Source organism: Corallococcus sp. CA041A (assembly GCF_003612075.1).
In the GTDB taxonomy this organism is placed as follows: Bacteria; Myxococcota; Myxococcia; order Myxococcales; family Myxococcaceae; genus Corallococcus; species Corallococcus exiguus.
This window is the reverse complement of record NZ_RAWF01000273.1, coordinates 1-13,062: the sequence shown is the minus strand read 5'-3', so window position 1 is coordinate 13,062 and position 13,062 is coordinate 1. Positions and strand designations below refer to the sequence as shown.

The 13,062-nt window shown below is 70.1% G+C and carries 9 protein-coding genes; 3 read left to right on the top strand and 6 right to left on the bottom strand.

Annotated elements, in window-relative coordinates; genetic code table 11:
• From D7V77_RS43385 to D7V77_RS34350, 3 genes are all read right to left on the bottom strand, one after another.
• On the bottom strand, positions 1 to 1,494 hold a 1,494-nt coding region (locus D7V77_RS43385), incomplete at its 3' end, for a hypothetical protein (RefSeq protein ID WP_147452251.1).
• Between the two features lie 182 nt (positions 1,495 to 1,676).
• Positions 1,677 to 2,510, bottom strand: a complete 834-nt coding sequence (locus D7V77_RS34355; RefSeq protein ID WP_120580493.1) for a HEAT repeat domain-containing protein — start codon at positions 2,508 to 2,510, stop codon at positions 1,677 to 1,679.
• A gap of 46 nt (positions 2,511 to 2,556) precedes the next feature.
• A complete protein-coding gene (locus tag D7V77_RS34350) occupies positions 2,557 to 3,816 on the bottom strand; it encodes a GAF domain-containing sensor histidine kinase (protein ID WP_120580492.1) in 1,260 nt (419 codons plus the stop codon).
• A 180-nt stretch (positions 3,817 to 3,996) separates the two neighbouring features.
• On the opposite strand from D7V77_RS34350, the gene D7V77_RS34345 reads away from it, so the two are divergent.
• The gene (locus D7V77_RS34345; protein WP_120580491.1) at positions 3,997 to 5,514 is read left to right on the top strand and encodes a chitinase; all 1,518 of its coding nucleotides are present in this window, start codon (positions 3,997 to 3,999) and stop codon (positions 5,512 to 5,514) included.
• A gap of 56 nt (positions 5,515 to 5,570) precedes the next feature.
• Here D7V77_RS34345 and D7V77_RS34340 read toward each other — a convergent pair whose 3' ends face one another.
• The gene (locus D7V77_RS34340; RefSeq protein WP_120580490.1) at positions 5,571 to 9,206 is read right to left on the bottom strand and encodes an FG-GAP-like repeat-containing protein; all 3,636 of its coding nucleotides are present in this window, start codon (positions 9,204 to 9,206) and stop codon (positions 5,571 to 5,573) included.
• 54 nt (positions 9,207 to 9,260) lie between these two features.
• Complete coding sequence (locus D7V77_RS43380) at positions 9,261 to 9,530, bottom strand: hypothetical protein (RefSeq protein WP_169822063.1); 270 nt, start codon at positions 9,528 to 9,530, stop codon at positions 9,261 to 9,263.
• Positions 9,531 to 9,858: 328 nt separating this feature from the next.
• Here D7V77_RS43380 and D7V77_RS34335 point away from each other — a divergent pair, with 328 nt between their 5' ends.
• Positions 9,859 to 11,157, top strand: a complete 1,299-nt coding sequence (locus D7V77_RS34335) for a sigma 54-interacting transcriptional regulator (RefSeq protein WP_233597409.1) — start codon at positions 9,859 to 9,861, stop codon at positions 11,155 to 11,157.
• A 153-nt stretch (positions 11,158 to 11,310) separates the two neighbouring features.
• Positions 11,311 to 12,123: a hypothetical protein gene (locus D7V77_RS34330; protein ID WP_120580489.1), complete on the top strand. Its 813-nt coding sequence runs from the start codon at positions 11,311 to 11,313 to the stop codon at positions 12,121 to 12,123.
• 77 nt (positions 12,124 to 12,200) lie between these two features.
• Here the strand turns inward: D7V77_RS34330 and D7V77_RS34325 are convergent.
• Positions 12,201 to 13,062 (bottom strand): papain-like cysteine protease family protein (locus D7V77_RS34325; RefSeq protein ID WP_120580488.1); only part of this gene is annotated, 862 nt, incomplete at its 5' end.

Genomic DNA, 13,062 nt, shown 5'->3' with positions numbered 1-13,062 from the left:
GGTGGGCTCCTCCTCGGCGGGGCGAGCCGCGCCCTTGGCGCCGCGCTTCGCCTTCGATGCAGGCTCCTCGCTGGGGGCGGGAGGGATGGATGCCTCTTCAGTCACTGCGGCGGGAGCGGCTTCAGAGGACTTCCGCTTGGCGGCGCGGCCCGAGATCTTTTGTGATGGAGCTTCCGCTGCGGCCGTCGTCTCCGTCGCGGGAGGCGTTCCTTCCACGGTGGTCGCGGGAGCGGTGTCGGTGGTGCCCGTCTCCGCCTGTGGCGCGGGCGTGGCGGACTCCGCGGGGGGCGCCGATGGGGAAGGCTCGGGGGCCTCCTGCGGCGCGGCGGCGGGAGTTCCTTCGGCCGGGGTCTTCTTCGTGGAAGAGCCCTTGGGCGCCTTCCCCGCGCGCTTCGAGGGAGCCTCGCTGGCGTCCGTCTTCAGTTCGGCCGTCTCCGCACCCGCGGAGGTCGGCTCAGGGGCTTGAGAAGGCTGTTCGGAGGGAGTCGGCGCGGAGTCTTTCGGGCGCTCCTCGGCCGATACGGGCTCCGCGACAACTTCGGAGAACTTCTGTGCCTCGGTCTTCAGGGGCTCCTCGGTCGATGCAGCCTTCGACGCGGCGGCCTTCGAGCCCTTCTTGGTTGGAGTCGGCTCCGCGGCTACCTTGGAGGACTTCGATGCATCGGCCTTGGGGCTCTCGTCGGTCGATGCATCAGGCTCCTGGGCTTCCTTCGACGCGGAAGCCTTCGGGCCCTTCTTGGTTGGAGTCGGCTCCGCAGCCGCCTCGGAGGCCTTCGATGCATTGGTCTTGGCGCCTTCCTCGGTCGAGCCCGGCTTCTGCGCGGCGCGTCCGGCGGCCTTTGCTGCGGACGCCTTCGGGCCCTTTCCGGTTGAAGCAGACTCCGCTGCGGGTGTCTGGGCAGCCTTCGACGCCGGAGCCTTGGGGCTCTCCTTGGCAGCGGTGGGCTTCGTGGCGGCTGTCTTTGAAGCCTGCGCGGCGGGCTTCGCAACGGGCGTCTTCGACGGTTGTGCGCCCGGCTTCGCGGTAGGCACCTGCGCGGCGGCCTTCGCTAAGGGCGTCTTCGGCGCCTGTGCAGACTTCGCGGCTGGCGTCTTCTGCGCCTTCGCACCGCCCGTCTTCGCGGCGGAGTCCTTCGGCGCCTGGGTCGCGGACTTCGCGGCAGGCGTCTTCGAGGCCTGAGCACCCGACTTCGCCATCGAAGCCTTCGGAGCCTGTGCGGCCTTCGAAGCCTGCGCCGCCTTCGCGGTGGGCTTCACGACAGGCTTTGCCTTGGCCGCCGCGCCCTTCACCGCCTTCGCGACCTGCTTCAGCTTCGAGGCCGCGGTCTTCAGGGCCTGCACCACCGGCTTCGCGACCGCGGCCTTCTTCGCCGGGGCAGGGGCCTTGCCCCCGGTGGGACGGCCCCCGGGCTTCGTGGCGGCCTTGCCAGTGGCGCTGCGGGACTTGGACGAATCAGAGGAGGCGGACGGTCGGGTCGGGCGACGCTGGGCCATAATCGATGGCTAGTGCACCCACCGCCTCGCCGCAAGGCACACGTGGGGCGCGTGCACGCTTCCTGTCCTGTGGAGAGGACAGGACCGGTCCGCTGGAGAGGTCAGGCGCCATGCGGAGGGCGCGTCCCTTGCGTCTGGACGTCCTGGGGTTTCCACGGAGACCGGTCCGGTACAGCCATTGCTCAGGCGAGTGATTCCAGGTGGGCGATGGCGTCAGAGAGGACGCTGCGGAAGTAGCTGTCGGCCTTGCCAGGCGGGTCCCGAAAACGATGGAGCAGCGGCAGGAGGGAGAGGTCCTCCAGCGCCTGGGCTGCTTCGACAGCCAGGACGATGACCTCGCTTCCCGCCAGCTCACGGCGGAGCGGCTCCAGCGCGCGCGGGTCCTTCCTCTTGGCCAACCCGACCAGCGCGTCCGCCCGGATGCCGCTGTCCTCCTCCGAGAGCCGTTCGAGGAACGCGTCCCGCAGCTCCGGGGTGTCCACCTCGTCCTCGTCCTTGAGGGCCAGTCCGGACAGCACCTCCTCGCGCACGGATGTGTCTCCGTCCCGGGAGAGCTCCATCAAGGTCTGGAGGGCCACGGAGTCGCCGGGGTGCGGCATCAGGCCCCGGACGACTCCCTCCCGGACCCGGGCATCCGGGTGGTCCTTCAAGGGCCGCAGCGCGGGCACCGCCCGGGTGTCCTCGATGTAACCCAGGGTGTGGCCCATCTCCTGGAGGACGGAGGCGTCCTTCTCTTCGTCCAACGCGGACAGCAGGACCTCCGCGCACCGCGCCCTGCTTTCACGGTGCTCCTTCGCGTCGTGCCCCGCCGCCTGGATGAGCAGCTCCGCGCCTCGTGCGCGCTCCCGCGAAGAAGGGGAGCGCAGCAACATCCCGGCGGCGGCGAACACCTCGTCCCGGTCGCGCCCTCGCAGCGCATCCAGCGCGGCCCAGGTCCAATCCCCCTTCACCTCGAGGAGCGCGATGGCCACCAGCTCCAGCGCCGAGAGGGCGTCGTAATGAGCGGGAATGGCCATGGGGAAAGGATAGCCCCAGGAACACCCCCCTCGCGCTCCCCATCCCCTACGCGGAACGCCGCTGTCGTGCGCTCGCGTCCAGCGGAAGGGTGATGGTGAAGCAGGTCCCCTCCTCGGCGCCGCTCGTCACCGTGGCCTTGCCTCCGTGCGCTTCGGCCAGGCCTCGCACCAGGGGCAGCCCCAGTCCCCAGCCCTTCTCCGCGCTCTCCGTGGCGGACCGCGTGCGGTGGAACGGCTCGAAGATGGTCTGCAGGTCCTCCGCGGCGATGGGCGTGCCCTGGTTGCGCACCTGGAGCCTCACCTGGGTTTCATCCCGCTCGAGCCGGACTTCAATCGGGGTGCCCGGCGCGCCGTACTTCGCCGCGTTGGAGGCCAGGTTCTCCACGATGCGGCGCAGCCCGAGCGGATCCGCCCGCATCGTGAACTCACCTTCCGCCTTCAGCTCGTAGCGCCCCGGGTAGAGCGCCGAGAGTTCATCCAGCGTCTGGGCCGCGACCGCGTGGAGGTCGCACTCCCGCACCTCCAGCGCCACGAGCTTGCCGGCCTGGATGCGGCTGGCGTCCAGGAGGTTCTGGATCATCCGCTCCGCGCGGTCCAGGCTCGCCGTCACGCGGCCCACGGAGGTCTGGACGCCCGGCAGGTCCGCATGACGCCTGCCCATCAGCTGCACGCTCAGCTTCGACGCCGTCAGGGGCGTGCGCAGGTCGTGCGTGAGCGCCGCGACGAACGTGTCCCGCATCCGCTGCTCGGCCTTCAGCTTGCGGATCTGATCGCGGAGGTTGATCTCCGTCATGATGGAGGCCGTCAGCTCCTTCATCACCAGGTGGTCCTGTGCGGTCCACTCGCGCACCGAGGGCTGGATGCAGCAGAAGGTCCCCAGCACGTGCCCTTCCGGGTTGATCAACGGCAGCACGATGAGGGCGACGATGCCCCAGGGCCCGGTGGACGGATGGAACTTCAGGAACGGATCCGCGGGCGCGTTCGAGGAGATGATGGGCTCCCCCTCGAGCGTGTAGCGGCACAGCGACGCGTCGATGGGCAGCGTCCGTGTCTCCCGGAAGGGCGAGGGCAGGCCGAAGTCCGCCTTGAAGAACTGCCGGTTCGAGTCCACCAGCGACATGATGGTCAGCGGGACGTTGAGCAGCTGCGCCGCCAGGCGGGCGAGGCGGTCAAAGGCCTCCTCCTGAGGCGTGTCCATCAGCCCGGTGTCCCGGATGGCCTGCAGACGGTTCGGATCCGCGAGGCGACGGTTGCACCGCTGGGTCCGCGCGAGAGAGGCCTCGTCCAACTCACCTAGAAACTTCATGGAGGCGAATCCTAGGTCCTGGGCCTGGAGGCCGGTCACCCGGATCCAGGGGGCCAGCTCCTCCGTTCGCTGACCAACCTTCCAAGAGCGCTCAGGAAAATCTTTCAGGGCTCTTGACCCGCTTTCCCGGGGTCCGCCCTCCCTGTCTCCCGGACCCTTTACCGGGAGGCTTTTCCCCCAATGCATCCCCCTCGTTCGTCGTCCCGCGCGGCCCTCGCCGTGCTCCTGCTGCTTCTGCCCACCCTGGCCCTGGCCGCGGACCGGGGCGCCTGGGCTCCAGGCGTCGCGTATGCCGTGGGTGACATCGCGTCCTATGGCGGGAAGGGCTACGACTGCCGTCAGTCCCACACGTCCCTGGTGGGCTGGGAACCGCCCAACGTGCTCGCCCTGTGGCTGGAGCGCACCGGCAATCCTCCCGCGGACACGCAGGCCCCCACCGCGCCCTCCGGAGTCGGTTCACCCTCCAAGACGTATGACAGCGTGTCGCTGACCTGGAGCGCGTCCACCGACAACGTGGGCGTCACCGGCTACGAGGTCTTCGTCAACAACGGAGCCTCCGCCTCGGCCACCTCCACCACGACGAGCGCCACCGTCACCGGGCTCGCCGCCAACACCACCTACACGTTCACCGTGAAGGCGCGCGACGCGGCGGGCAACCGCTCCGCCGCGAGCAACAGCGTCGCCGTGACGACGGGCAACACGACGCCCGCGGGCAGCAAGGTGCTGGTCGGCTACTGGCACAACTTCGACAACGGCTCCACCAACATCCGGCTGCGCGACGTGTCCTCCAACTTCAACGTCATCCAGGTGGCCTTCGCGGAGCCGGTGACGGGCGCGCCCTCCGGCACCATGGGCTTCACCCCGTACAACGCCACCGTGGCCGAGTTCAAAGCGGACATCGCCGCGCTCAAGGCGCAGGGCCGCAAGGTGCTCATCTCCCTGGGCGGTGCGAACGGCACCGTCCACCTGGACAACGCGGCGGCGCGGCAGGCCTTCGTCACCAGCATGCAGGGGCTCGTCAACACGTATGGCTTTGACGGCCTGGACCTGGACCTGGAGGGCGCGTCGCTGTCCCTCAATGGCGGGGACACCGACTTCCGCAACCCCACCACGCCGCGCATCCAGAACCTCATCGCGGGCACGCGCCAGTTGCTCAACGACAACGGGGCAGGCTTCCTGCTCACCATGGCGCCGGAGACCGCCTACGTGCAGGGCGGCTACGCGGCCTACGGCGGCCCGTGGGGCGCGTACCTCCCCGTCATCCACGCGCTGCGCGACCGGCTGACGTACCTGCACGTGCAGCACTACAACACCGGCACGGTGATGGGGTTGGACGGTCGCGCCTACGCGCAGAGCACGCCGGACTTCCACGTGGCCATGGCGGAGATGCTGCTCCAGGGCTTCCCCGTGGGCGGCAACGCGAGCGCCGTCTTCCCCGCGCTCCGGCCGGAGCAGGTCGTCATCGGTCTGCCGTCCTCGCCGCAGGCCGCGGGCGGCGGCTACACCACGCCCGCCAACGTGCAGAAGGCGCTGGACTACCTGATGAAGGGACAGTCCTTCGGCGGCACCTACGTGCTGCGCCAGGCCGGCGGCTACCCGGGCTTCAAGGGGCTGATGACCTGGTCCATCAACTGGGACAAGTTCACCAACTTCGAGTTCTCCAACAGCCACCGCGCCTACCTGGACACCTACCGGTAGGCCGGGTGGGACCCCGCGTCCACCGGCACGCCGCCGGTGGACGCGGAAGGGCGCGGCTAGAGACAGAAGTTCATGAACACGCCGACACTCTTGTGGGTTCCCTGGGACGTGATGAGGTCCGGCCGTCCGTCCGCATCGAGGTCCGCGCTCGTCACCGCCACGACACTGCCTCTCGTGGTGTAGCGCACGACCGGCCCAAGGGTATCCGTCCCCGTCCCTGGAAAGACGCTGAACATGTAGTCCGAGCCCAGGTTGGCGGGGTTGTAGACGACGACGAGGTCTGGCTTCCCGTCCCTGTCGAAGTCCGCGGCCACGAGCCCATACGGGGTGCTTGCGGTGGGGCGCGTGGTCAGGGTGGACAGCCCCCACGTCGGCGCTATCGACAGCACCGTGACGGTGTTGCCCGTGCTGTCGGCGACCGCGGCATCCATCCGCCCGTCGCCGTTGAAGTCCGCGAGCGCGATGGACCGGGGACGGGAGCCGATAGAGAGAGACTGCTTCCGGGTGAAGAAGCCGGTTCCGTTGTTCCGTACGGTTTCGACGTACCCGGTGTAGCCCACCACCACCAGGTCCCGCCTTCCATCGCCATCCACGTCCGTGCTGGCGAGCGCGATGGGGACTTCGGTGACCCGCGAGTCCTGGCGGGCGGCGAAGCCTCCGGTGCCATCGCCCGTCAGCAGGCTCACCGTATGGTCACTGCTGTTCGCGGTGACCAGGTCCACCTTGCCATCCCCGGTGAAGTCCTCCGCGAGGAGCGCGTTGGGCGCCAACCCCGTCGCGAATTCCCTCCTCGGTCCGAAGCCTCCCGCGCCATCTCCCATCCACACGCTGACGTTGCCATTCAAGGTGGGGGCGGGCGTGCCGCTGGGGTTCGCCGTGACGAGATCCGGCCAGCCATTCCCGTCCAGGTCCACGATGACGACCGCGCTCGCGTTCGAAGGCGTCACGAGGGCGCGCAGGGCACCGAACCGCCCGTTGCCCTCCCCCAGGCTCACGTTGACACGTTGATTGGAGGCGGCGACCGCGAGGTCCAGCTTGCCGTCACCATTGAGGTCCCCGGTGGCCGCCCAGGTGGGAATGGCCGGGGTGGCCACCTCCATCCTCGTCCGGACTCCACCCCGGCCGTCACCCTTCAAGAAGTGGATGGGGTTGCCCGCCATCAGCAGGTCCTGGCTGCCATCACTGTCCAGGTCGCCCACCACCACGCGCCCCGAGCTCGACACGACGAAGTCCTGCCGGCCGTTGAAGCCGCCCGCGCCATCTCCTCGAAGCAGTGCGAGGTTCAAGGTGTCGTGGTTCACCACTGCGTCCAGGTGGTCATCCCCGTCCATGTCCACGAAGGTCAGGGACGTGGGCGTGTTGGCCACTGGGATGTCCGCGAAGGCCCCGAACTGCCCGGTGCCGTCACCCAGGGCCACCGCGAAGGAGGACGCTCCGGTGTTCGCGTACGCGAGGTCGAGCTTGCCATCGCCGTTGAGGTCCACGCTCTTCGCGGCACTGGGGTACAGCCCCGTGTGGAAGGTCTGGCCGGTCTGGAAGCCGCCGGTCGCATCCGCGAGCAACACCGTGGCATTGAAGTTGTTGTGCGTGAGGAAGAGGTCCGCCAGGCCGTCCCCGTTGAAGTCACCCGCCGCGACCGAGCGGATGTCGTCTGGGAAGGGGACGTCGTGCCGGGGCGCGAAGTCCCCCCGCCCGTCGCCGTGGAACAGGCGGAGCATCCTGCTGCCCCAGTCGGCCATGACGAGGTCCTGCTTTCCGTCTCCCTCCAGGTCCGTCACGACCAGCGAACCCGTCGTGGTGCCGCTGGCGAGGTCCCGCTTCGCCGTGAAGCGGCCTGTTCCATCCCCGAACACGACGGTGGCCTGGGCGCTGCCGGAAGCGGCGTACAGGAACACGAGGTCGGCGTGCCCGTCCTGGTTGAAGTCCGCCACCTGGGCTTCCCTGCCGTTGGGGACCGTCGTGAAGATGTGATGGCGCGCAAGCCCGCCGGCGCCATCCCCCAACAGCACCCCTACGCCAAAGGCGTCCGTGTACCCCACGTCGGGAAGGCCATCCTCGTTGAAGTCCGCGATGACCACCGACGACGCCTGGTCCGACAACCTGGGCCCGGCGCCCAGCCCCAGGCCGCAGGGCGTGTTCGCGTCACAGGCCTCCGACAGCGGACCGTCTCCCAGCGCGTTGGAGGCTTGCACCGTGAAGGCATGGTGCATCCCGCCCCCCAGACCGAGGACGGTGGCGGAGGTGGCGCCGGCCGCCACGGTGGCGGTGCGTCCACTGGGGCTCGCGCGCACGACATAGCGGGTGAGGGGGATGCCTCCGTTGGAGGCGGGGGGCGTCCAGTCGACGCGGACGCGGCCGTTACCGAGCGCGGTGGCGAGAGGCGTCCGGGGAGCTCCGGGCACGTCGTGCGTCGTGACCGCCGCGGAAGGCTCGGAGTCCGCGCTCGTGCCCACGGCGTTCAACGCGGCGACCGTCACGGTGAACGTGGTTCCCCTCGGCAGGCCTGTCAGTGTGGTGACCGTGTCCGGTCCCACGGTGACGGCCGTGCCCGGGACGCCCGCCGCGTGCGGCGTCACCCGGTAGGCCGTCACGGGCGAGCCCCCGGTGGAGGCAGGCGCGGTCCAGGTGAGCGTGAGCTGGCCCATGCCCGCGACAGCCACGACGTCCGTTGGCGCGGCCGGAGGACGGGCCGGCGTCACCGTCCCTGTCGCCTCGGGGCCGGTGCCCACCGCGTTGAGCGCGACGACGTGCAGCGTGTACGCCGCGCCGTTGGCCAGGTCTGTGAAGCGCGTCTGGGTTTGGGCGGCGGGCAGCGTTCGCGTCACGTCGCCCGGCTGGAGCGTCACGGTGTAGCCGGTGAGGGCGTGGCCTCCGTCGGACGCCGGGGCGCTCCAGGACACGGCGGCCGCGCCGTCCTCCGCCTGGAAGGAGACGTCCAGCGGGACTCCGGGCACGTCCGGCGTGGTGATGGCATTGGAGGTCGCGGACGCGGGCCCTTCGCCCACGGCGTTCCAGGCCCGCACGGTGAAGGTGTAGGGCGTGCCGTTGGCCAGGCCGGTGACGTGGGCCTGCTCCCCCGTGATGTCGACGGTCGCGCCCTCCACGGCGGGCTGGACGTCCACGGCGTAGCGGGTGACGGGGCTGCCGTTGGCTTCAGGGGCGGTCCAGGTCAGCGTCGCGCCGCGAACCTCCGCCGTTGCCACCACGCCCGTGGGCGCGCTTGGCCTGCCCGCGGGCGTCACCGGCTCGGAGGGCTGGGACGGCGTGGAAGGGCCCACTGCGTTCACCGCTACCACTGTGAACGTGTACTCCGTTCCGTTGGTGAGGCCCGCCACCTGGACCTCGAGCACGTCCGGCGCGACCGTCTCCGAAGCCCCGCCCGGCGAGGCCGTGACGATGTAGCCCGTGAGCGGACTTCCGTGGTCCTGGGCCGCTGTCCAGAACACCCGGGCGGCGCTGTCCCCGCTCACCGCGACCACTGCCTCCGGCGGCGAAGGGACCTCCGCGAGCACTCCTCCATCCACGACGCCGGCATCGTCGGAGGTGCCGGCATCATCGGCCGAGCCCGCGTCCAGGACGCCGGCGTCGCGGACTGGCGGCTCGGGCGGTAGTGGCGAGACGCCTGGGTCGCCGCACCCCACGGCGGCCGCAAGCAAGACGAGGATGAATCCGACGGATCCACGCAGCGACATTCCCACTCCCCCTTCGGGACTGGGGAGCGTTCTACCAGTCCGTGCTCCGCGCCTTCAATGCGTGCCCGGAGACGAGGAGGCACTGCGCGAGTCTGTCATTGTCACCGCATGTCGTCGAAATCCACCGGGCAGGTCTGGGATGGCTACAGCGCCGTGGCCGGCCCGGGCGTCAACGCGCCGCTGAAGAGGACCCGGCCCGTTCGCCTCGGTGCCGTTCGTCCGCCACACCTCGGAGTTGGCGCCGTCCAGCAAGACGAACAGCCCCTGCGCTCCCGAGGAGCCCACGTCGAGGATGCTGGTGAGGCCCGCGTCCAGCCGCTTCACGGAGGTGGTTCCCCCCGCCGTCCCGTCGGGGCGCCATGCCTTGGCCTCCACCCGCCAGCATCAGCCCCAGGCCCACCAGGGCGCCCCGATTCCTGACACGCATGCTTGCTCCTTCCGGCTCGGAGCGGCCGGAACGGTGGGGTGCAAGGCATTGCCTTCCAACGGGGCACCGCAAGGAGGTGGGCGTGTTCCCCGAGGACTCCCGGCCCTCTGCTCGCGTGCTAGCGTCGTCGCGGTGTCGACACGGGATGACAGGCCGGAGGGGCGGGAGACGCCGTCTTCCGACAGGACCCGGACCCTTCCCGAGAAGCCCGGGGGCAAGGTCCGCTTGAAGCTGTGGGTGTTGTCCGGGCCCGCGGCCGGCCGGAGCCACCCGCTGCCGGTGGGGGAGTACCGGCTGGGCAAGAGCGCGGACTGCGACATCGTGCTCGAGGATGGCACCGTGTCCCGCTACCACCTGAAGCTGGAGGTGCGGGAGGATCGCGTCGTCGCCACGGACCTGGGCTCGTACAACGGCTCCTTCTGCCAGGGCCTGCGCTTCAGCGAGCTGGAGGTCCAACCCGGCGCCGTCCTCCGGCTGGGGGAGACGCAGCTCAAGGTGATGCCCGAGGACACCCGTGAGCGCTCGCTGCTGCTGTCGCCGCGCGACCGCTTCGGCGCCCTGGTGGGCCAGAGCCGCCGGATGCGCGAGGTCTTCACCTTCCTGGAGCGCATGGCGCCGGGCGACTCGGACGTGCTCATCCAGGGTGAGACGGGCACCGGCAAGGAGCTGTGCGCCGAGGGGCTGCACAATGAAAGCCCGCGCGCGAAGAAGCCCTTCGTGGTGGTGGACCTCGCGGGCATCGCGCCGTCGCTCATCGAGTCCGAGCTGTTCGGCCACGTGAAGGGGGCCTTCACCGGGGCCCAGGCGGACCGGGCCGGAGCCTTCGAGCGCGCCCACGGGGGCACCGTCTTCCTGGACGAGGTGGGCGAGCTGCCCCTGGAGATGCAGCCGCGACTCCTGCGCGTGCTGGAGCGCCGGCAGGTGAAGCGGGTGGGGGCCAACGACTACCGGGCGCTGGACGTGCGCGTGGTGGCCGCCACGCACGTGGACCTGGAGGCCGCGGTGAGGGCGGAGAAGTTCCGCCGGGACCTCTTCCACCGGCTGGCCGTGCTGCGCGTCGCGCTGCCGCCGCTGCGCGAGCGTCCGGAGGACATCCCCATGCTCATCGACACCGTGCTGGAGCGCCTGGGCAAGCCGCCCAGCACCCTGTCGGACCAGACGCGCGCCCTGCTCCTCCAGTACCCCTGGCCGGGCAACGTGCGCGAGCTGCGCAACGTGGTGGACCGCGTGGTGAACCTGGGCGAGGAGTCCCTGCCGGACATCGACCCGGGCGTCCCCGGCCGTGCCTCCCTCCGCGCGGGCGAGCTGAACCTGGCCCGGCCCTTCAAGGAAGCCAAGGAGCAGCTCGTGGAGGGCTTCGAGCGCGACTACCTCATGAGCCTCCTCAAGCGCTGCGAGGGCCGCTTCAACCGCGCCGCCCGGGAGGCCGGCATCGACCGGGTGTACCTGCGCAAGCTGATGCGCAAGCACGGTCTGGAGCTCAGCGACGGCAAGCCCGGGGCGGACGAAGACGACGCCGGGTGACTCCTGTCACCCACTGGGACCGCCACCGGGTGACTCGAGTCACCCACTTGCGAACCCCTCTGCGTGGCGGCTCCCTCGGGAGGCCCACTGGCATCACTCCTGCTTGGGGAACGCGTACCGGCCATTCACGGCCCCCACGACCCCGAGCACGTCATGATCTCCTCCGTCTCTTCGCGTTCCAACCCGTCCTCGTTCCTCACGTCCCTGCTGAAGCCGGCCGCGAGGGCGCAGCCGGTGCAGCCCTCCCAGGACACGTCCGCGGCGGCCCTGCGCAACAAGCTGTTCCACACGGACAGCTTCGAGTCCTCGGCGCGGACTCGGTCGCTGCCTCCCACGCCGACGACGCGGCCCGCGGGCGCGGGCTCGGATCCGGTCAGCGCGGACGCGCTCGTGCCGGCCAGCTCGCATGACGCCTCCAAGGACTACCAGGCGCTCTCGTACTCGGAGGACAAGCAATACAACGGGCAGCCGCTGAGCTTCTGGAAGAAGAACGTCTGGGACACGGCCATCAAGTCGGGCGCCGCCCCCGAGGAGGCCGCGCTGCTCGTCGCGCAGGTGATGCAGGAGGGCGGCACGGACTTCAACAAGAGCGGCGCCGCGACGAACTACGGCCCCTTCAACCTGAACAAGGACCTGCTGGAGACCTACGGCAAGCACCTGCCTCAGGACCTCCAGCAGCTCAACGGCAGCAGCCCGGAAGCCATCGAGCTCAACGTGACGAACGCGCTGGACGCGATGCGCGCGGTGGGGGCCAACAACTACCTGCACCACGTGCGCGGCGGCCGCACCAACTTCGAGCACCCCGAGCAGCGCATCAGCGACAACCCGAACGTGAAGGGCGATGACGCGTTCGCCTTCGAGCGCAGCCTGTCCAACAACGCGCGCCTCTTCCTGGAGTCCGTCCAGGCGAACCCCTCCACGCTGAACGACAACCAGCGCTTCGCCTCCGACATCCCGAACATCTGAGGAAGCAGGCGGACGTGAAGAACGGGGCCCCGCGTGCGATGCACGCGGGGCCTTTTCGTGTCCCCGCGCCGCGCGAACTACGAACCGGACTCGCGCGAGCCGAAGGAGCTGTTCTTGGAGCCGATGCCGGAGGAATCCCCCAGCGTGGCGGAGTGATTCGCGTTCGCGGCGGCGAGCGCGCCCGCGTCACCGCCTTGGGGATTGACGATGAGCATCCCGCCGCCGTTGAACGAATCCCAGCCGGAGTTCATCGCCTGGGTGAGGTGCTGGAGGTCCACGTCGTAGCTGGAGCCGGAGGCCGGATCCTGGATGCGGTACTGGCCCTGGGCATTCTTTCCGTCGATCTCCACCCAGTGCGCGCTGCCAGCGGACGTGTCGCCGGAGGCGCCGGGCTGGATGCGGTTGGAGTCCACCAGGGCCACTGCCTTCTTGCCCGAGTCGAGCGCGGCGTTCAGCGCGTCGCGGTCGAACTGGGATGCGCCGCGCGTCACCTCGAAGCCCTGGCCCGCGAGCATCTGGCCCATCTGGTCCGGCGTCGTGCCCTTGCTGTCGGAGTAGCGCGACTCCAGTGACTGGACGAGCTGGGCGTCCGTCTGCCCCTGGCCGCCGCCATTGGCGCGCACCAGCATCGCGGCGGCCGTCGCACCGCAATTGGTGGCGTCTGTCTGCCGGAGGACCGGCGTCTGCTGGGCCCAGCCCTTCGCGCCCGTGAGGGAGGGCGCCGGCTCCATCCGCGACAGCTCCATGGGACGCGCGCCCAGCGGCTGTCCGGCCCCCGCGGCCTGGGCGGCCCATTGTCCCGCCACCTCCGGTGACTCCTCGAAGCGGTCCTGCGGGAACCCGGTGACCTGCTCTGTCTCGAGGACCGGCTCGGGGGCCAGGTGGCCCTGGACCGGAGCATTGCCTTGCGGCGCGGCTGTCTGCTCGGGGGGCAGGGAG